A 19,079-nucleotide genomic window follows, 5' to 3' on the forward strand; every position below is an offset into this window, starting at 1 on the left:
GGTCAAAGGGTGATACCCGTCAATACCATCACTTTCTCGTAAGTAAGATCTTCCATCGCCGATCGCAGGCCCTCACGGCCGATCCCGGAGTCCTTGACCCCGCCGTACGGCATCTGGTCGGCCCGGTACGACGGCACGTCGCCGATGATCACACCGCCGACCTCCAGCTCCCGGTTGGCCCGGAAGGCGGCGTCCAGCGACCGGGTGAACACCCCGGCCTGAAGCCCGTAGGCCGAGTCGTTGACCATCGCGTACGCCTCGTCGATCGAGGCGGCCTTCTGCAGCACCATGACGGGGCCGAAGACCTCCTCGCGGGAGACCTTGGCGTCGGCCGGGACGTCGGCGAGCACGGTCGGGGCGATGGTGGCGCCCTCCCGGGTGCCGCCGGCCAGCACGCGGGCGCCGGCGTCGACGGCCTCGCGCACCCACTGCTCGACCCGTTCGGCGGCGGCCTCGGAGACGAGCGGGCCGACCTGCGTCTTCTCGTCGGCCGGGTCACCGGTGACGAGCCCGGCGACGGCCGGGAGCAGGCGCTCGACGAACGCGTCGTACACCGGCTCCTCGACGATCACCCGCTGCACGGCGATGCAGCTCTGCCCGGCCTGGTAGTTGGAGAACAGTGCCACCCGCTTGGCCGCCCAGTCGAGGTCGGCGTCGGCCAGCACCACGGCCGCCGCGTTGCCGCCCAGCTCCAGCGTCACGTGCTTGCGCGGCACCTGGTCGGCGATGGCGTAGCCGACGGGGGCCGAGCCGGTGAACGACACCACGGGCAGCCTCGGGTCGGCGACAAGCGCGGCGGCGCGCTCGTTCTCGATGGGCAGCACCGAGAACATGCCGGCGGGCAGGTCGGTCTCGGCCAGGATCTCGCCGAGCACCAGCGACGACAGCGGCGTGGCGGGCGCGGGCTTGACGATGACCGGCGCGCCGACCGCGATGGCGGGCGCGACCTTGTGCGCGACCAGGTTGAGCGGGAAGTTGAACGGCGTGATCGCCAGCACCGGCCCCTTGGGCACGCGCGAGACGTAGGCCAGCCGCCCGGCGGCGGCGGGCTCGGTGTCGAGCCGCTGCACGTCGCCGGACCAGCGCCGGGTCTCCTCGGCGGCGAACCGGAACGTGGAGATGGCGCGGCCGACCTCGCCGCGCGCCCAGAAGATCGGCTTGCCGTTCTCGGCGGTGATCAGGTGGGCGAGCTCGTCGGCCCGCTCGGCCAGCCGCCGGGACACGTGCGCGAGCGCTTCGGCGCGCACGTGCACCGGCAGCGCGGCGGCCTCGCCGGCCACCGCCCGCGCGGCCGCGATCGCCTCCTCGACCTGCTCGCCGGTCGGCACCGAGTATCGGCCGACCTCGCGCCCGTCGAGCGGATTGGTCACGCTCAGCTCGGCGTCCCCGGTGGCGGGGCGTCCGGCGAGCCAGAAGGTACGCACGTCCATACCCACGACGTTATGCCAAGCGGACAGAGGGGGATTTACACCAGGCTGCACAAGACTCCCGCCTGGCCCCACCGTTACGTACAAGCCCTCTTGTATACCCACTGTGTAACAGAAGTAGGCCTAATTCAGGATGTTTACGATGCGGAGCGGTTTGAACGGTCTCTGCCCTGGCTAAGTCATCGATGCGGGTCCCTCAGCGCGGCGGGCCCCCGAGCAGAAAGGCGTGGGCCCATGACCTCCTCGGCGCCGCTTGGGCTCCAGGGCGCCTACCTGCTGGGCGAACGGGCCGGCCAGGACGAGCTTCGTTCCAGACTGCTGGACGTCGCGGTGAACCTGCTGGTCACCGACGGAGCCGACAGCCTCACGATGCGCAGGATCGCCACCGAGGCCGGCTGCACCACCACCGTCATCTACACGATGTTCGGCAACAGGGAGGGGCTGGCCGAAGCCCTCTACCTGGAGGGGTTCGAGCGCTTCCGGCGCATCCTCGACGCGGTGCCGCAGCGCCGCGACCCCTTCGAGCACCTGACGGCGCTCGCCCCGGCCTACCGGCAGGCGTGCCTGTCGGAGCCCGGCTACTACAGCCTCATGTTCGAGCGGGCGATCCCCGGTTTCGAACCCAGCGAGCGCGCCCGCACCCTCGCCCGGGCGGCGCTCAACATCTTCGACCGGGTGATCGCCGACTGCATCTCGGCGGGGCGGCTCGTCCCCACCCAGCCCCGCAAGATCGCCGACGCCCTCTGGGCCGCCGCCCAGGGCGCGATCAGCCTCGAACGCGCGGGCCACCTGCGTGACGGCCGCACCTTCGAGGCGGTGACGACGGCCACGATCTGCTGCTACCTGGTGGAACGTGCCTAGCGCCTGGCCGCCTCCAGCGCGAACCACAGCTCGGCCCGCACCGCGGGGTCGTCGAGATCGCGCCCCAGCAGCTCGGCGACCCGCCGCATCCGGTAGCGCAGCGTGTGCCGGTGCACGCCCAGCCGCTGCGCCGCCGCGTCCCAGTGCCCGTTGCACTCCAGGTACGCGCGCAGCGAGGCGACGAGGTCGGGCCGCGCCCCGTAGGCGGTGAGCGGCCCCAGCAGCGCGGTCGCGAACGCCTGCGCCACGGCCGGGTCCAGCAGCCCGACGAGCCCCTGCCCGGCCAGCTCGGCGAAGCGCACCACGCCGCCCCGGCTCGCCGCGCGGGCCCGCACGGCCTGGTCGATCCCGGCCCGCAGCTCGCCGTAGCGGCAGGCGGTGCTCACCCCCACAGCCCCCTCGACCGCCCCGGCGACCTCGTCGGCAGCCCCTTCCTCCACCAGCACGACGCCGGCGCCACCGGCCGCCCCGCCTTCCACCGGCGCGCCGCCGCCCGCCGCCTGGGGCAGGCGGGTGGCGAACACCGTGGCCTCGACGCTCTCCAGGGCCTCCGCCGGGACGGCCAGCACGGCGAACGGCTCGCCGGGCAGCCGGCCGCCGAGCGCGTCCAGCACCGCCCGCGCCCGCTCGTCCTCCCCCGCCAGCAGCAGCTCCAGCACCGCCTGCCGGACCCGCCGGGCGGCCTCCCGCTGCGCGCCGCCCTGCTCCAGGGCGAGCGTGAGCAGCGACCCGGCCGCGTTGATCACCGTGTGGGCGACCGGCGTGAACGCCTCCCGCGCCCCCACGGCGAAGTAGCCGCGCGGCCGCGCCCCGCCGCCGAGCGGCTGGAGCACGACGTGGCCCTCGGGCCCGGACAGCGACAGGCTGGCGGGCATCCGCGTGCCGCGCAGCCGGCCGAGCTCCCCCGTCACCGCCTCGGCCCGCGCCCCGCGCGTGGCGTGGCGCACCTGCCCGGTCTCGTCCAGCAGCACCGCCCAGCCGCCGACCTCGGCGGCCAGCCGGTCGACGACCGCGTGCAGCCCCTCGGGCCGCAGCGCTGCCCGCGTCAGCCGCCCCTGCGCGGCGAACGCGCGGGTGATCTCCTCGTACTGCTCGGCGGCCAGCAGCTCGCCGACCGTCTTGCCGATGGCGATGAACGGCGTCTCCCGGGGCACCTCCAGCAGCGGCAGCCCGGCCTCCTCCGCGGCGGTCACGAGCGCGGGCGGCACCTCGTCGTGGGAGAGCCCGACCCCGAAGCCGAGCCCGGCCACGCCCCGCGCCACCAGCCGGGCAACATAGCCGGAAAAATCACCTTCCAGGCGCATCCCGGTGGTGAGCAGCAGCTCGTCACCCTCCAGGAACGGCGTCGGATCCTCCAGCTCGCTGACCGCCACCCAGCGCACGGCCGAGTCCAGCGAGCCGGCCAGCGACCGCAGCCCCATCCGCCGCACCACGGTCCGCAGCGAAGGCGCCATCGCGAGTTGTCCATTCCGGCAAAGGTGAGCACCCACAGTGTGCCATATCGCCCTATCGGAGCAGGCGGGCGGCCACCGTACCGTCAGAGCCATGAGCATTCCCCAGGAGCGTCGCCTCGTCACCGCCATCCCCGGCCCCAAGTCGCAGGAGCTGCTGGCCCGCAAGCAGGCCGCCGTCCCCCCGGGCATCGGCACCACGCTGCCGGTCTTCGTGACCCGCGCCGGCGGCGGCGTGCTGGAGGACGCCGACGGGAACTCGCTGATCGACTTCGGCTCCGGCATCGCCGTCACCAACGTCGGCAACGCCGCCCCCAAGGTGGTCGAGCGTGTCCAGAAGCAGGCCGCCGACTTCACCCACACCTGTTTCATGGTCACCCCGTACGAGTCGTACGTGCGCGTGTGCGAGAAGCTGAACGAGCTCACGCCGGGCGACCACGAGAAGCGCACGTTCCTGGTCAACAGCGGCGCCGAGGCCGTGGAGAACGCGGTCAAGGTCGCCAGGCTCGCCACCGGCCGCCAGGCGGTCGTCGTGTTCGACCACGGCTACCACGGCCGCACCCTGCTCACGATGACGCTGACGGCCAAGAACATGCCGTACAAGCAGGGCTTCGGCCCGTTCGCGCCCGAGGTCTACCGGGTGCCGCTGGCCTACCCGTTCCGCTGGCCGACGGGGCCCGAGAACTGCGCCGAGGAGGCCGCCGCCCAGGCCATCGACATGATCGGCAAGCAGATCGGCGCCGAGAACGTGGCCGCCGTGGTGATCGAGCCGATCGCCGGCGAGGGCGGCTTCATCGAGCCCGCCAAGGGCTTCCTGCCGAGGATCGCCGAGTTCTGCCGCGCCAACGGGATCGTGTTCGTTGCCGACGAGGTGCAGACCGGCTTCGCGCGCACCGGTGACCTGTTCGCCTGCGAGGACGAGGGCGTGGTGCCCGACATCATCTGCACCGCCAAGGGCATCGCGGGCGGCCTGCCGCTCGCCGCGGTGACGGGCCGGGCCGAGCTCATGGACACCGTGCACGCGGGCGGCCTCGGCGGCACCTACGGCGGCAACCCGCTGGCCTGCGAGGCGGCGCTGGGCGTGCTGGAGACCATCGAGGAGGAGGACCTGGTCGGCCGCGCCCGCCGCATCGGGGACGTGATGATCCCGCGACTGCTGGCCATGAGCGAGCGGTTCGACATGATCGGCGACGTCCGGGGACGCGGCGCGATGATCGCCGTCGAGCTCGTCGTGCCGGGCACCAAGGACCCGAACCCGGCCGCCGTCCAGGAGGTCGTCCGGCGCTGCCACGCGGAGGGGCTGCTGGTGCTGACCGCGGGCACGTACGGCAACGTGCTGCGCTTCCTGCCGCCGCTGGTGATGCCCGAGCACCTGCTTGAGGAGGGGCTCGGCATCCTGGAGAAGGCTTTCGCCAGCCTGTAGATAAACCCGCAAATCGGGCATCCAGCTTGTTGCTGGATGCCCGATTTTGTTGGTGTAAGACCTGTCGTCCGGGTAGAGAAATCACCTGGCCTTGACGCGAAGCTAGCGGAGCACGGACGCGGCCGGGGTTATAACGGATCCGACATGAAGCCGGGCGAGCGCCGCGGGGAGCGTGATGAACTGGGGTCCGACCAGAACGGCTGGGGAGATGTTGACGTTCGACCCTGAGGGCATGAGCTGGGCGCAGCGCCAGGGCGACGCCTGCGTCGTCTGCCACAAGCGGTGGCCGCGTCCGCGCGTGCGGGTGGGCCGCTTCCCCGACGACATGACGGCCCTGGCCTGCACCGACTGCGCCGAAGCCCTCATCCCGTCGCCGCTGGCCACCGTCGTGGCCTTCCCGTCACGCTGACCACGCCGCACTGACCAAGCCGCACTGACCACGCCACTGACCAGGCCGCACTGGCCACGCCAACACCGACCACGCACACAGCCCCCGTACGCGCCGGGGCCGCCTCTCGGGAGACGAGACGCCCCAGGGCGGGGGGACCGCCCGGGGGCGTCTCAGCTGGCGAGCTCAGCGGGGGGATAGGGCGCGCCCGCCGCGGGCGAGGTCACCGGCCGGCCGTCACTTCGCGAGCTCACGCCACCGGGCGGTCCAGGTGGCGTAGTCCACGCACTCTCCTTCCGGCGGACGGCAGTCGCCCGGCGGCCGCACCGCGAAGGCGATGCGGTCGAGCCGTGGTGACCTGGTCGCACCGTACGCCTCACAGACCGGTTTGGCGCGGCCTTTGCACGCCTTGGTATTGGCCGGCGCCAGCCCGAGCCACGCGGCGGCGTCACGCTGGGAGTCGGGGTCGGTCATCCGGTTGAGCCATAGGTAGGCGCAGCCCGTGTCGGTGACGCCGGAGCCGAGCATCCACGAGTCGGCCCACCCGGTGGCCTTGCGCGCGGGGACCGCCTTGACCTTCTTGCCGGCCTTCTCCAGCAGCATCCGGTGGTAGGGCGTCGCCTGGGCGTAGTCGATCGAGCCGGTGGCGAAGCCCTTGATCAGGTCGAGCGGGTTCTTCCAGTAGGTGCGGTCCTCGTGGCCCTCCAGCCCCTCCGCCACCCGGTCGAGCTGGGTGGCGGTCAGCTCGAACGGCCGGTCGACGGCGTCGTCGACGAGCGCCGCGTCGGCCAGCGTCAGCGGGCTGTCCTTGAGCATCACCCGCCCGGCCTTGAGCACCTGGCCCAGGTCGCCGCCCTTGACCCGCTCCGGGTCGTAGAGGAACTCGTGGTAGCCCCACAGGAACGGCACCCCGTAGGCATTGCCGGAGTCGCTCACCAGCTCGCGCAGCGGCTCCAGCAGGTCGTCGTAGCCCTCGATCTCGGCCGTGTCGATGGGCTGCACCTGCTTGGCCTCGATCATGGAGTCCGCCAGCACCGGATCGGCGGCGATCACGTCGTAGGGCCGCTCGGCGACGCGGGCGGCCATCTCCTCGGGCGTGGAGACCGTGTCGAGCCGGGCCACCCGGCAGCCGGTCTCCTTCTCGAACGTGCCCGTCCAGTTGGCCTGCGGGCTGGTGCCGCCGTATTCGGCATAGCCCCGGTAGGCGAGGATCTGCAGGGTGCCGTCGCGCTGCGTGGGGCTCGTGGTGGGCTTGGGCGACGGCGTGGCCGCGCCGGTGCCGGCCAGCATCGCCAGGGCGGCCAGGGCCAGGGCGGGAGCGCGTCGGAGATCCACGCCCTGGAGCTTACCGGGGCCCCGGGCGGGCGGAGCCGAAGCCCGCCCGCCTGTGGACAACCTACTTGTTCGTCGGGAACCCCAGGTTGACGCCGCCGTGGGACGGGTCGAGCCAGCGGGAGGTGACGACCTTGCCGCGGGTGTAGAAGTGCACGCCCTCGGTGCCGTGGGCGTGCGTGTCGCCGAAGAGCGAGGACTTCCAGCCGCCGAAGCTGTAGAACGCCATCGGCACCGGGATCGGCACGTTGATGCCGATCATGCCGACCTCGATCTCGTTCTGGAAGCGCCGGGCTGCGCCGCCGTCGTTGGTGAAGATCGCGGTGCCGTTGCCGTACTCGCCCGCGTTGATGACCTCGACGCCCTCCTCGTAGGAGCCGACGCGGACGATCGACAGGACGGGCCCGAAGATCTCCTCGACGTGCACTCGCGAGCCGGGCCTGACGTGGTCGACGACGGTCGGCCCGAGCCAGAACCCGGGCGTCTCCGACGCCTTGCCGCCGCCGCGCACCGGCGTCTCGCGGCCGTCGACGACCACCTTGGCGCCCTCCTCGACGGCCACGTCGAGGTAGGAGGCGACCTTGTCGCGGTGCGGGCCGGTGACGAGCGGGCCCATCTCGGAGGCGGGGTCGTCGCCGGGGCCGATGGTCAGCCGCTCGACCCGTTCGACGATCTTCTGCACGAGCTCGTCGCCGACGGGGTCGACGGCCAGCACGACGGAGATCGCCATGCACCGCTCGCCCGCCGAGCCGAACCCGGCCGACACCGCGGAGTCGGCCACCAGGTCGAGGTCGGCGTCGGGCAGCACGAGCATGTGGTTCTTGGCGCCGCCGAGCGCCTGCACCCGCTTGCCGTGGGCCGATCCGGTCTCGTAGACGTACCGGGCGATCGGGGTGGAGCCGACGAACGAGACGGCGCGCACGTCGGGGTGCTCCAGCAGCCGGTCCACCGCCACCTTGTCGCCCTGCACGACGTTGAACACGCCGTCGGGCAGCCCGGCCTCCTGCCAGAGCCGCGCCATGAGCAGCGACGCCGACGGGTCCTTCTCCGACGGCTTGAGCACGAACGCGTTGCCGCACGCGATCGCGATCGGGTACATCCACATCGGCACCATGGCCGGGAAGTTGAACGGCGTGATCCCGGCGACGACGCCGAGCGGCTGCCGGATCGAGTAGGAGTCCACGCGGGTGGACACCCCTTCGGAGAAACCGCCCTTGAGCAGGTGCGGGATGCCGCAGGCGAACTCCACGACCTCCAGCCCGCGGGCCACCTCGCCGAGCGCGTCGGAGTGGACCTTGCCGTGCTCGGCGGAGATCAGCGCCGCCATCTCGTCGCGGTGGGCGTACAGGAGCTCGCGGAAGCGGAACAGCACGTGCGCGCGCCTGACCAGCGACGTGTCACGCCACGCGGGGAACGCGGCCGCCGCGGCGGCGACCGCCGCGTCGACGTCGGCCGCCGACGCCATCGCGACCGTGCCGCTGACCTCCCCGGTCGCCGGGTTGAAGATCTCGCTCGTACGGGGGTCACCGTCGACGAGCTTTCCGCCGATCCAGTGCTTGACTGACTTCACTGCTGCGCCGCCTCCGCGTTGATGACTTCGAGCGCGCCGACGATGATGCCGAGCCCCTCGGCGGCCTCGTCGACGGTCAGGGTGAGCGGCGGCGCCATGCGGATCGCGGTGCCGTACAGGCCGCCCTTGCCGGCGAGCAGGCCGGCCTTCTTGGTCTCCTCCATGAAGCGGGCTGCCTGGGCCGGGCTCTCCAGCTCGACGGCGAACATCAGGCCCTTGCCGCGCACCTCCTTGACGATGGGCAGGCGGGCGGCGGCCTCGCGCAGGCCGTCGATGATGATCTTGCCGGTCCTGGCGGCGTTGGCCTGGAGGTCGCGGTCGAGGACGTAGTCGAGGGTGGCGTTGGCGGCGGCCATGGAGATCGGGTTGCCGCCGAACGTCGCCAGGCCGACGGCGGGCAGGACGTCCATCAGGTCGCCGCGCGCCACGACGCCGCCGACGGCGAACCCGTTGCCCAGGCCCTTGGCGAACGTCATCATGTCGGGCGTCACGCCGTGGTTCTGGATGCCGAAGAACGCACTGCCGGTGCGTCCCCAGCCGGTCTGCACCTCGTCGGAGATGAACAGGATGCCCTGTTCGTCCAGGACCTCCTTGTAGGCGGCGAACAGCCCGTCGGGCGGCATGGTGAACCCGCCCACGCCCTGGATCGGCTCGGCGATGAGCGCGGCGACGTCGCCCGCGACGGCGGTGGCGAGCACGTGGCGCAGGTCCTCGGTGCACGCGCGGATGTAGTCGGCGTCGGACAGGCCCTTGAACTGGGTCAGGTGCCGGTCGGTGCCGTGCAGGAAGTGCGCGTTGAGCGGGGAGAGCGAGTTGTTCTTCCAGGCCCGGTTGGAGGTGACGCCGATGGCGCCGAAGCTGCGGCCGTGGTAGCTCTGCCGCATGGCGAGCACCTGGTCGCTCTTGCGCGCGCAGGTGGCCAGGAGCAGGGCGGTCTCGTTCGCCTCGGTGCCGGAGTTGGTGAAGAACACCTTGGCGTCGGGGATGCCGGACAGCCTGGCGATCTTCTCGGCGAGCTCGACCTGGCCGCGCAGCAGGTAGACGGTGCTGGTGTGGACGACGCCGGTGGCGAGCTGGCGCTCGACGGCCTCGCGCACCTCCGGCACGTCGTAGCCGATCATGTTGGTCAGGATGCCGGCGAAGAAGTCGAGGTAACTCTTGCCGTCGGCGTCGACGACACGGTTGCCCTTGCCGCTGACGATCTCGATGGGCTCGTCGTAGTTGAGGCTCACCCAGGCGGGGATCACGGCCCTGTGGCGCGCGAGAAGCTCGGACATGTCTTGAGTATCGCTGTTGCCGCGACTTCCCCGGAACGGCAAGATGTCGGCCTGTCGCCGAATTGGCTTACATACTGTCGACCCGGGGCCGAGAAGAGGTTTCGTCGGGATGGGTGATGGTATGGCTACGTCTAGCAGGGAATATGTGAGATCGCCCCTCCAGGGGGAAGCCTTCTGGAGCACCGTCCAGAAGACGCGACAGGCGGTCTGGCGACCGTCGTAAGACCGCCGGATCGGGGGAACCCAATGCGCAAGACGCTCACGGGTCTGGGGCTGGCCTTCTTCCTGACGCTCGCCCCGGCCGCGGCCGCCACGGCGGACACACCCGTTCAGGCCGCGCAGAGCCAGGTCAATCCGTCACCTCAGCCGACCGACACCCGAGACGAAGGCGGCAGCAACGCCGGCCTGTGGGGCCTGCTGGGCCTGCTCGGGCTTCTGGGCCTGACCGGCATGCGCAAGCAGAAGAGCCAGGTCGGCACGGCCGAGCACATGACCAATCGGCCGCACCGCAACCCGTAAGGTCCTCGCGCGGGATCCCCGTGCCGGCGAGCCCGGCACGGGGATCCCCCGTCCCACCGGCCCCCGTCCCTTAGGGGATCACCCGTCCGCCTGCGGGCGTACGGCCGGCGTACGGGCTACGCCGCCGGAGGCACCCGCAAAGCCCACTCCCGGGCGACGACCGGCGCGGGTCCGGTCCGCCACCATCGGGTCATCACGACAGCAGACCCGAGGAGACCGGCATGACGCTCGCCCTGGACCACGCCCCCGCCACCACCCACCCCGGGCCGCCCAAGCTCGACCGCGACCAGCTCCGCCAGGCCCAGCAGGACACGCTCGCCACCCCGCGCATGAAGTACAGCCTGCTGGCCAGGATGATGTTCAAGCCCGTGGACCTCATGTACGGCAAGGAGGGCTCGTACACGAAGTTCGCCATGCTGGAGATCATCGCCCGGGTGCCCTACCAGGCGTGGGAGCGGATGGGCTACTGGGCGGTGCACCGCCACAGAGGCCGCTCGGCGCTGGCCCGCCGGGTCTTCGAGCGCATCGTCGAGGCCCGTGCCGACCAGGACAACGAGCAGTGGCACCTGCTCATCATGCAGGACCTGGTGCAGCGCTCCGGGCACCGACAGAGCTGGCTGCTGCACCGGGCCGCGCCCTGGCTGATCGCGTTCTTCTACTACCACGTGTCGTGGGTGCTGTTCCTGGTCCGGCCCGACTGGAGCTACCGGCTCAACGCCGAGTTCGAGGACCACGCCGAGCACGAGTACATGACGTTCGTGGCGGACAACCCGGACCTGGACTTCGTCCCCGACCCGGGCGCCTACGCCGCCGAGTACGGCCGTTACCGCTCGGTGGCCGACCTGCTGCGGCAGATCGGCCACGACGAGCGGACGCACAAGCTCGACAGCCTGCGGAGCATGCGCGAGCCCCGCATCCGCTAGGCGCTCACCGGCTCGGGCGCGGTGTCCGGCGCGGTGGCGGCGGGCCGGAGCACGAGGAGCGCGAGCAGCGCCGCGGCCAGGCAGAACCCGGCGCCCACGAAGCAGCCGACGTGCATCGCGTCGGTGAACGCCGCCTTGGCCGGCTCGACCAGCTCGGGCGTCCGGAACGCGACGCCGATCGACTCCCTGGCCGCCTCGGGCGCGCCCGCCGGCATGGACGAGGTGAACACCCCGGCCAGCACGCTGCCCAGCACGGCGATGCTCAGGGCCAGGCCGACCTGCTGGACGGTGTCGTTCATGGCCGAGCCCACCCCGGCGTGCTCCAGCGGGATCGCGTTCATCAGCGACGCGTACGCCGACGGCCCGGCCAGGCCGCCGCCGACGCCCATGAGCACGAGCCCGATCAGCAGCCCCAGGTAGCCGGTGGTGGTGGCCATCACCAGGAACCCGCCGGCCATGACGGCCAGCCCGGAGGCGATCAGCGTCCGGTTGGTGACCTTCTTGCCGAGCCCGGCGCCGACCCCGTTGAAGATCGCCGCGGCCACGGCGTAGGGCAGCAGGGCCAGCCCGGCCTTCGTCTCCCCGTAGCCCAGCACGAACTGCAGGTACTGCGTCAGCATCAGCATCACGGCCCCGGCCCCGAACGCCATGAGCAGGATCGAGAACGACGCCCCGCTGAAGTTGCGGTTCCTGAACAGCCGCAGCGGCAGCATCGGATGGGCCGAGCGCCGCTCCCACCACACGAACACGCCCAGCGTGACCACGGCCAGCGCGATGATCACCGGGTCGAAGACCCGCTCGATGATCACGTAGACGGCGGCGGTCAGCCCGACCACCGACAGCACCACGCCCACCGGGTCGATCGGGCGCCCGGCGCTGCGGGTCTCCGGCATCAGCACCAGCGCGGCCACGATGGCGATCAGCGCGATGGGGATGTTCAGCAGGAACACCGACCCCCACCAGTAGTGCTCCAGCAGGAAGCCGCCCAGGGTCGGCCCGATGATCACGCTGATCATCGCCACGCCGCCCCAGATGGCCATGGCCTTGCGCCGCTCGTCCGCGTCGAAGACCGTCATCAGGATCGACAGCGTCGACGGCATCAGGATGGCCCCGCCGACGCCCATGAGCGCGCGCGACCAGATGAGCTGCCACGGCTCCCCGGACAGCACGGCCAGCACCGAGGCCCCGCCGAACAGCGCCAGCCCGATGATCAGGAACTTCCGGCGGCCGAACCGGTCGGACAGGCTCCCCGCCGTCAGCAGCAGCCCGGCGAAGGCCAGCACGTACGAGTCCAGGATCCACTGGATGTCGGACGGCGTCGCGCCCAGGTCCTCGATCAGCGAGGGGATGGCCAGATTGAGCACCGTGCCGTCGACGGACAGCACGAGCAGCGACAGACAGAGTACGGCGAGGACCCACCAGCGACGGGGGTCTCGCACAGCGTTCGATTCCACTCGCACACTGTACGACAACACTCGTACAGTGTGCGAGTGGAATTATCCTTGGAGCATGACCAAGCAGTTCAGCACCGTCTGGCTCCGGGAAGCCCGTCCCGCCAAGAGCACCGGCCGCAGCCGCGACGAGATCGTCCACGCCGCCGTCGAGCTGCTCGACGCCGACGGCCTCGACGGACTCAGCATGCGCAGGCTCGGCGCCAAGCTGAGCGCGGGCGCGACCAGCATCTACTGGTACGTGGCCAACAAGGAGGAGCTGCTGGAGCTGGTCTACGACGAGATCTGGGGCGAGCTGCGGCTGCCCGAGCCCACGGCGGAGACCTGGCGGGTCACCGCGTCGGCCTTCGCCCACGACATGCGCCGGGTGATCCTGCGCCACCCCTGGTCGGCCTCGCTCATCGGCCGCCTGCCCGCGCTCGGCCCCAACGCGCTCGGCGCCGCCGACACCCTGCGCAGGAGCTTCCACCTGGCCGGCTTCGAAGGGCTGGAGATCGACTACGCCAACACCACGCTGACCTCGTACGTGTTCGGCATCACGATCCCGGAGGTCGCCTGGGCCCAGAAGGTCGCCGAGACCGACTATCCCGACGAGAGCATCCGCGAGACGGTCGCCCTGCTGGCCGCCGACTATCCGGACCTGGCGAGCCGCATGAACGAGGTGCAGAGCTCCGACACTGACGCGGTGCGCGAGATGGCCTTCAGCTTCGGGCTCGACGCGGTGCTCGACGGACTCACGGCACGCCTGGTCGCCTAGCAGATTGTCAGCCTGCGCGGACTCGATCTTACAAGCTGATCGGATAGGCTCGGCTCGTGCTCCCCACCATCGCCGACATCCTCGCCCTGGAGAGCGTCCGCCGGGGCAACCCGCGCGTGGTCGCGGGCGCGGACCGGCTCGACACCCGCGTGCGGTGGGTGCACGTGGGCGAGATCGCCGACATCGCGCAACTGCTGCGCGGCGGCGAGCTGGTGCTCACCACCGGCGTGGCCCTGCCCGACGACCCCGACAAGCTGGCCGACTACATCGGCGAGCTGTCGTCCGTCGGCGTCTCCGGCCTCATCGTCGAGCTGGGCCGCCGCTTCGTCCACGAGCTGCCCCGCGCCGTGGTCAAGACGGCCGAGGACCACGGGCTGCCGCTGGTCGTGCTGACCCGCGAGACCCCGTTCGTGCAGATCACCGAGGCCGTCCACGCCCGGATCATCGACATCCAGCTGGAGGAGCTGCGCGCCTCCGAGCAACTGCACGAGGTGTTCACCGAGCTGTCGGTCGAGGGCGCCTCACCGGCCGAGGTGCTGGCCCAGGTCTCCCGGCTGTCGGGCCGCCCGGTCCTGCTGGAGAACCTCGCCCACCAGGTGCTGGCCTGCGAGTCGGCGGGCCGCGACACCGGCACGCTGCTGGCAGGCTGGGAGACCAGGTCCCGCGCGGTCGCCCCGGCCGAGCGCACCGCCTACGACGCCGCCTCCGGCTGGCTCGTCACCACCGTCGGCGCCCGCGGCCAGGACTGGGGGCGCCTCATCCTGCTGTGCGACGCCCAGCCCTCGCCCCGCGAGCTGGTGCTGGCCGAGCGCGCCGCCACCACGCTCGCCCTCGGCCGCCTGCTGGAACGCCACCAGGAATCGCTCGAACGCCAGGCGCACGGCACGATCATCACCGGCATCCTCACCCACGCCTACGCCGACCCCGACGAGGCCGCCGCCCGCGCCAGGGCCGTCGGCGTCCCGCTCACCGGCCGCAGGCTCGTCAGCGTCGTCATCCGCCCGACCGACCTGGCCGAGCAGGCGCTCGACGGGCAGGCCGAGCTCGGCGAGCTGGCCGAGGCCACCGCCGCCGCCTGCCGCGAGGCCCGGCTGCCCGCCCTCGTGGGCGCCCTCGACCAGGACCGCGTGGGCGTGCTGCTGCCGCTGCCGCCGCGCACCGCCGTCGAGCCCGCGCTGACCTCGCTCGCCGAGCGGCTGCGCGCCCTGTCGAAGTCCGGCGGCGCGTTCGTGCTCGCCTCCGGCTCGGTGGTCGAGTCGATCCGCGACGTGCGGCGCAGCTTCCTGGAGGCCGAGCAGGTGGCCGACGTCGCGGTCCGCCAGCCCGACGGCCGCCCCTTCTACCGGCTGCCCGACCTGCGGCTGCGCGGGCTGCTCCACCTGCTGCGCGACGACGCCAGGCTGCAGACGTTCGCCGAGCGCGAGCTGGGCGCGCTGCTGGCGCACGACGCCCAGCGCGGCGGCGACCTGACCCGCATCCTGCGCATCTACCTCGACGCCGGGCGCAACAAGGCCGTGGCCGCGCAGAAGGCCCACCTGTCCAGGCCCGCCTTCTACGACCGGCTGCGCCGCCTGGAGCGCATCCTCGACACCGACCTGGACGACTCGGAGTCCTGCCTGTCGCTGCACGTCGCGCTGCTGGCCCTGGAGTCGTTCCGCCGCAACGCCCGCCCCGAATGAGGTCGCGCCGCCTAGCGTCTGCGGTGTGCCCCTCTTCTACAACCCCCTGGAGGCGGCGGCCCACCGGCTGTCGCTCGTTCCCCCGATGTTCGACTACTTCGGCGCCCTGGGCGTGCACGCGATCGTCGCGGCGGCGCGGCTGGGCCTGTTCGACGCGCTGCGCGACGGGCCGCTGACCGGCGACGAGCTGGCCGCCGCCCGCGGCCTGGACGGGCGCGCCGCCCGGGTGCTGCTCGACAGCCTCGCCGCGCTCGGCTACCTGCGCCGGCGGCGCGGGCGCTACGCGCTCACGCGCGCCTCCCGCCGCTGGCTCGTCACCGGCTCGGCCACCAGCCTGCTGGAGGGGCTCACGTTCTGGGAGCGTACGGCGTGCGTGATCTGGCCGGAGACCGAGAAGGCCGTCCGCGACGGCACGCCGCCCGTCCCCCTCTACACGCTGACCGAGCAGGACCCGGAGCTGTCGCGCTCGTTCCAGGCGTGGACGGCGGCGCTCGCCGGGCAGCAGGCCCCGGCGGCGGCCCGCGCCATCCCCGTCCCCCGGCACGCCCGGCGGCTGCTCGACGTGGGCGGCGGCCACGCCCTCTACAGCGTGGCGCTGCTGCGCCGCCATCCGGCGCTGCGCGCCACCGTGCTCGACCTGCCGCAGGCGCTCCTGTCGGCGGCCGAGCACCCCCGCCTGACGCTGCGCGCCGGCTCGTTCCTGAACGGCGACCTGGGCGACGGCTACGACGTCATCCTGCTGTTCAACGTCATCCACCTGCTGGACGACGCCGAGACGGCGGCGCTGCTGCGCCGGGTGTCCGCCGCCCTGAACCCCGGCGGCGTCGTGGCCATCGGCGACCAGTTCGGCGACCGCCTCTTACCCGGGCGGGCCAGCCGCGGCCTGATGCGGCTGCTGGACCTCAACTACCTCGTCGCCGGCGGCGGCCGGGTGCGCGCGTTCTCACAGGTCGCGGACCTGCTGCGGGAGGCGGGCTTCGAGCGGCCGCGCCACCGCCGCCCCTGGCGCTCCCCCGTCACCCAGCTCGCCCTCGCTAGAACCCCATCGCGGCACGTACCTCGTCCAGCGTCTTGATCGCCCGCTCGCGGGCCGCCGCGTTGCCCTCGCCGAGCACCTCCCTGGCCTCCGCCACGGTGTGCTCGCGGCGCCGCGCCCGGATCGGGACCAGGAACTCGTTGACCGCCTCGGTCGCCAGCGCCTTGAGCCGCGACGCGCCCCCGTCGCCGATCTCGTCGGCGAGCTCCTGCTGTGTCCGCCCCAGGCACAGGGACGCCAGCGTGAGCAGGCTCGCCACGCCCGGCCGGTTCTCCGGGTCGAAGGTGATCAGCCGCTCGGAGTCGGTGGGCGCCTTGCGGATCAGCGCCGCCGTCTCGTCCTCGGTGGCCGACAGCGCGATCGCGTTGCCCCGGCTCTTGCTCATCTTGCCGCCGCCGAGTCCCGGCAGCAGCGGCTGCTCGCCCATCATGGCCTCGGGCACCGGGAACACCGGCCCGTACCGCTCGTTGAACCGCCGCGCCACCAGCCTGGTCGTCTCCACGTGCGGCAACTGGTCCTTTCCGACGGGCACCAGCGTGCCCTTGCAGAACAGGATGTCGGCCGCCTGGTGCACCGGGTAGGTGAACATGAGCCCGCTCACCACCTGCTGGCTGCTGTGCGCGATCTCGTCCTTGACCGTGGGGTTGCGCCCCAGCTCGGCCACCGAGATCAGGCTCAGGAACGGCAGCATGAGCTGGTTGAGCTCGGGGATCGCGCTGTGCTGGAAGATCGTCACCTTCGCCGGGTCGATGCCGACCGCCAGGTAGTCCAGCAGCAACGCGTCGATGTTCTGCTGGATCGCCCCCGGCAGATCCCGATCGGTGATCACCTGATAGTCGGCGATCAACACATACATCTCGTACGTGTCCTGCAGCCGCACCCGGTTGGCCAACGAGCCGAAGTAGTGGCCCAGATGCAGCGGCCCGGTCGGGCGGTCACCGGTGAGAACGACGTGGTTCATGCTCTGCTCCTCCTGAGGTGTTCATGCCGTCCCAGGGAGGAGCCCGTCGCGCCGGGCCGCCCTGAGGACGGCCCGTGCATGCGGATGTCAGTGGCCGTCTCGCGGCCACCACCACATGCTGATGCGCTTCATGCACCCATTGTATGGGCGGATCAAAGATGCCAGCCATACCCGGTGTCAATCTCGTAACCTCTTCCACCGTTTGGCGTGTTTCGAGGACCCCGGGACCAAGATCACGCCAGGATGGGTCGGATTGTTTTCCGCCCTCTGGAGTTCTGATGTCTCGACGCACCATCGTCGCCGGCTTGGCCATGGCCGCGACGTTCACGGTGACCACCGTGCCAGGCGCCGCCGCGGAGCAGGTGGCGGTGAAGTTCCCGTCGGCCAAGTTCCCGCTCGGCCCCCGCTCGGCGCCCACCAAGACCATGACCGCCGTCGCGCCCGGGATCGACCTGTACGACGTGAAGGCCGGCAGCGCCACCGACGGCTACACGGTGACCGTGCTCATGCCCAGCGGCCGCGACTACGGCACCCGCGCCACCGCGGAGGCCAGGGTGGCCGAGGTCGAGGCCGCCGGCGAGACCGCGAGCCTGCAGAAGGTCATCCGCCCGCAGGTCGCCGACGCGCCCGCCCAGGAGATCTACATGGTCCGCGTCGGCCTGTGGTCCTTCAAGGACAAGGCCGAGGCCGACAAGACGGCCAAGAAGCTCAAGGAAGCCGGGCTCAAGGTCAAGACCGACTACCTCGGCGACGACGGCCTCAAGACCACCGGCCCGTGGAACGTCAAGGTCGTCATGATCGACGCCCGCACGTTCCGCGGCTCGTACGCCGCCTCCCTGGGCACCAGCGTCGCCAAGCGGGAGACCGTCTCCGCAATGGCCAAGGCGCAGGGCGCCATCGCGGCCATCAACGGCGGCTTCTTCAACATCCACACCGCCAAGGAGCTGCGCGGCGAGCCCGTCGGCGCCTCCGTGGTCGCGGGCCGCCTGCTCAGCGAGGCCGTCCCCGGCCGCTCCGCCGTCGTCCTGCGCGGGCGTACGGCCCGCATCACCGAGCTCAAGTCGGCCGTCACCGCCGTCTCCCACGACGGCGCCCGCGCCCCGGTCGCCGGCGTCAACCGCGCCGCCGCCACCGACGAGCTCGTCCTCTACACCGAGGAGTACGGCGCCAAGACCCCCGCGAACGGCGGCGCCGACGTCGTCCTCGACCCGGCCGGCAAGGTCGTCGGCGTGCGCGCCTCCGGCTACGCGGTGCCCAAGGGCGGGCGCGTCCTGCACGGCAGCGGCGCGGCGGCCGACTGGCTCGCCGAGCACGCCGTGGAAGGCGGCAGCGTCCAGGTACTGACCAAGCTCACCGACCTGCGCACCGGCAAGGCCATCAAGCTGACGCCCGACCTGCACGTGGTCGCCGGCGGCGTCGGCCTGGTCCGCAACGGCCGCGCCAAGATCACGGCCAAGCGCGACGGCCACGACTCGGTCAACATGATCCTGCGCCGCCACCCCCGCACCCTGCTCGGCACCACCCGCAACGGCAGCCTCATCCTCGCCACCATCGACGGCCGCAAGCCCGGCATCACGGTCGGCGCGAGCTTCACCGAGGCGGCCCAGCTCATGCGCTGGCTCGGCGCCACCCAGGCCATCAACCTGGACGGCGGCGGGTCGACGGCGATGGTCGTGGGCAAGAAGGTCGTCAACCAGCCGGCGGACGGCCGCGAACGCGCCGTCGGCGACGCGCTCCTCGTCCTGCCGCCCCGCTGACCACCCTTCGGCCCTGCCCCGTTCGAGGGGCAGGGCCGGTTCGTCCCCAGAACGCGAAAAGGCCCCCGGGATCACCCCCGAGGGCCCAATCTCGTCACACAACGCAGAGAAGGCCCCGACACTGACTGTCGGGGCCCTCTCTGAAAGATTGTCCGGCGGTGACCTACTCTCCCACACCCTCCCGAGTGCAGTACCATCGGCGCAGGGAAGCTTAACTTCCGGGTTCGGAATGTAACCGGGTGTTTCCTTCCCGCCATAACCGCCGTA

Annotated in this window: 16 protein-coding genes and 1 rRNA gene; 9 read left to right on the top strand and 8 right to left on the bottom strand. The window is 71.8% G+C overall.

Going from position 1 to position 19,079, the window contains the following annotated elements:
• Positions 1–2 precede the first annotated feature (2 nt).
• Positions 3–1,430: an aldehyde dehydrogenase family protein gene (locus KME80_RS30500; RefSeq protein WP_219509873.1), complete on the bottom strand. Its 1,428-nt coding sequence runs from the start codon at positions 1,428–1,430 to the stop codon at positions 3–5.
• Positions 1,431–1,661: 231 nt separating this feature from the next.
• Between KME80_RS30500 and KME80_RS30505 the strand changes: the two genes are divergently transcribed.
• Positions 1,662–2,288: a TetR/AcrR family transcriptional regulator gene (locus tag KME80_RS30505; RefSeq protein WP_219509874.1), complete on the top strand. Its 627-nt coding sequence runs from the start codon at positions 1,662–1,664 to the stop codon at positions 2,286–2,288.
• On the opposite strand, the gene KME80_RS30510 is transcribed toward KME80_RS30505, so the two are convergent.
• Positions 2,285–3,742: a PucR family transcriptional regulator gene (locus KME80_RS30510; RefSeq protein ID WP_219509875.1), complete on the bottom strand. Its 1,458-nt coding sequence runs from the start codon at positions 3,740–3,742 to the stop codon at positions 2,285–2,287. The two genes, KME80_RS30505 and KME80_RS30510, sit on opposite strands and share 4 nt — an antisense overlap.
• 91 nt (positions 3,743–3,833) lie before the next feature.
• Here KME80_RS30510 and gabT point away from each other — a divergent pair, with 91 nt between their 5' ends.
• On the top strand, positions 3,834–5,162 hold the full coding sequence (gabT, locus tag KME80_RS30515; protein ID WP_219509876.1) for a 4-aminobutyrate--2-oxoglutarate transaminase: 1,329 nt from the start codon (positions 3,834–3,836) through the stop codon (positions 5,160–5,162).
• A gap of 232 nt (positions 5,163–5,394) precedes the next feature.
• Complete coding sequence (locus KME80_RS30520; protein WP_246646013.1) at positions 5,395–5,571, top strand: hypothetical protein; 177 nt, start codon at positions 5,395–5,397, stop codon at positions 5,569–5,571.
• 216 nt (positions 5,572–5,787) lie between these two features.
• Here the strand turns inward: KME80_RS30520 and KME80_RS30525 are convergent, their stop codons facing one another.
• The 3 genes from KME80_RS30525 to KME80_RS30535 all read right to left on the bottom strand — a co-directional run bounded on the left by KME80_RS30525 (position 5,788) and on the right by KME80_RS30535 (position 9,729).
• Entirely contained in the window at positions 5,788–6,885 is a 1,098-nt protein-coding gene (locus KME80_RS30525; RefSeq protein WP_219509878.1) for an extracellular solute-binding protein, read from the bottom strand.
• Between the two features lie 61 nt (positions 6,886–6,946).
• Positions 6,947–8,452 (bottom strand): CoA-acylating methylmalonate-semialdehyde dehydrogenase, encoded by a 1,506-nt coding sequence (locus KME80_RS30530; RefSeq protein ID WP_219509879.1) that lies wholly within the window; start codon positions 8,450–8,452, stop codon positions 6,947–6,949.
• On the bottom strand, positions 8,449–9,729 hold the full coding sequence (locus tag KME80_RS30535; RefSeq protein WP_219509880.1) for an aspartate aminotransferase family protein: 1,281 nt from the start codon (positions 9,727–9,729) through the stop codon (positions 8,449–8,451). The genes KME80_RS30530 and KME80_RS30535 overlap by 4 nt, the downstream gene beginning before the upstream one ends.
• Before the next feature lie 246 nt (positions 9,730–9,975).
• On the opposite strand from KME80_RS30535, the gene KME80_RS30540 reads away from it, so the two are divergent.
• Positions 9,976–10,248 carry a WGxxGxxG family protein gene (locus KME80_RS30540; protein ID WP_219509881.1) on the top strand — a complete coding sequence of 91 codons (273 nt, stop codon included), beginning with the start codon at positions 9,976–9,978 and terminating at the stop codon, positions 10,246–10,248.
• 221 nt (positions 10,249–10,469) lie between these two features.
• Positions 10,470–11,171, top strand: a complete 702-nt coding sequence (locus KME80_RS30545; protein WP_219509882.1) for an alternative oxidase — start codon at positions 10,470–10,472, stop codon at positions 11,169–11,171.
• Here the strand turns inward: KME80_RS30545 and KME80_RS30550 are convergent.
• A complete protein-coding gene (locus KME80_RS30550; RefSeq protein ID WP_308125988.1) occupies positions 11,168–12,610 on the bottom strand; it encodes an MFS transporter in 1,443 nt (480 codons plus the stop codon). The genes KME80_RS30545 and KME80_RS30550 overlap by 4 nt on opposite strands.
• Before the next feature lie 70 nt (positions 12,611–12,680).
• On the opposite strand from KME80_RS30550, the gene KME80_RS30555 reads away from it, so the two are divergent.
• The 3 genes from KME80_RS30555 to KME80_RS30565 are packed head-to-tail and all read left to right on the top strand — an operon-like array spanning position 12,681 to position 16,133.
• Entirely contained in the window at positions 12,681–13,379 is a 699-nt protein-coding gene (locus KME80_RS30555; protein ID WP_219509884.1) for a TetR/AcrR family transcriptional regulator, read from the top strand.
• A gap of 56 nt (positions 13,380–13,435) precedes the next feature.
• The gene (locus KME80_RS30560; protein WP_219509885.1) at positions 13,436–15,058 is read left to right on the top strand and encodes a PucR family transcriptional regulator; all 1,623 of its coding nucleotides are present in this window, start codon (positions 13,436–13,438) and stop codon (positions 15,056–15,058) included.
• Between the two features lie 25 nt (positions 15,059–15,083).
• Positions 15,084–16,133, top strand: coding sequence for a methyltransferase (locus tag KME80_RS30565; protein ID WP_219509886.1), 1,050 nt, complete (start codon positions 15,084–15,086; stop codon positions 16,131–16,133).
• Here the strand turns inward: KME80_RS30565 and trpS are convergent.
• Positions 16,093–17,055, bottom strand: coding sequence for a tryptophan--tRNA ligase (trpS, locus tag KME80_RS30570; RefSeq protein ID WP_219509887.1), 963 nt, complete (start codon positions 17,053–17,055; stop codon positions 16,093–16,095). The two genes, KME80_RS30565 and trpS, sit on opposite strands and share 41 nt — an antisense overlap.
• Before the next feature lie 278 nt (positions 17,056–17,333).
• Between trpS and KME80_RS30575 the strand changes: the two genes are divergently transcribed.
• The gene (locus tag KME80_RS30575; RefSeq protein ID WP_219509888.1) at positions 17,334–18,812 is read left to right on the top strand and encodes a phosphodiester glycosidase family protein; all 1,479 of its coding nucleotides are present in this window, start codon (positions 17,334–17,336) and stop codon (positions 18,810–18,812) included.
• Positions 18,813–18,962: 150 nt separating this feature from the next.
• Here the strand turns inward: KME80_RS30575 and rrf are convergent.
• A 5S ribosomal RNA gene (gene rrf / locus KME80_RS30580) occupies positions 18,963–19,079 on the bottom strand.

Origin of the sequence: Nonomuraea ceibae, from assembly GCF_019396325.1 — a bacterium.
GTDB classification, from domain to species: domain Bacteria; phylum Actinomycetota; class Actinomycetes; order Streptosporangiales; family Streptosporangiaceae; genus Nonomuraea; species Nonomuraea ceibae.

Excerpts from the sequence above, each read along its gene's own strand:
- KME80_RS30540 (WP_219509881.1), top strand. The coding sequence starts at position 9,976 with ATGCGCAAGACGCTCACGGGTCTGGGGCTGGCCTTCTTCCTGACGCTC.
- KME80_RS30575 (WP_219509888.1), top strand. The coding sequence starts at position 17,334 with ATGTCTCGACGCACCATCGTCGCCGGCTTGGCCATGGCCGCGACGTTC.
- KME80_RS30500 (WP_219509873.1), bottom strand. The coding sequence starts at position 1,430 with ATGGACGTGCGTACCTTCTGGCTCGCCGGACGCCCCGCCACCGGGGAC.
- KME80_RS30535 (WP_219509880.1), bottom strand. The coding sequence starts at position 9,729 with ATGTCCGAGCTTCTCGCGCGCCACAGGGCCGTGATCCCCGCCTGGGTG.
- gabT (WP_219509876.1), top strand. The coding sequence starts at position 3,834 with ATGAGCATTCCCCAGGAGCGTCGCCTCGTCACCGCCATCCCCGGCCCC.
- KME80_RS30510 (WP_219509875.1), bottom strand. The coding sequence starts at position 3,742 with ATGGCGCCTTCGCTGCGGACCGTGGTGCGGCGGATGGGGCTGCGGTCG.
- KME80_RS30555 (WP_219509884.1), top strand. The coding sequence starts at position 12,681 with ATGACCAAGCAGTTCAGCACCGTCTGGCTCCGGGAAGCCCGTCCCGCC.
- KME80_RS30520 (WP_246646013.1), top strand. The coding sequence starts at position 5,395 with ATGAGCTGGGCGCAGCGCCAGGGCGACGCCTGCGTCGTCTGCCACAAG.
- KME80_RS30505 (WP_219509874.1), top strand. The coding sequence starts at position 1,662 with ATGACCTCCTCGGCGCCGCTTGGGCTCCAGGGCGCCTACCTGCTGGGC.
- KME80_RS30545 (WP_219509882.1), top strand. The coding sequence starts at position 10,470 with ATGACGCTCGCCCTGGACCACGCCCCCGCCACCACCCACCCCGGGCCG.
- trpS (WP_219509887.1), bottom strand. The coding sequence starts at position 17,055 with ATGAACCACGTCGTTCTCACCGGTGACCGCCCGACCGGGCCGCTGCAT.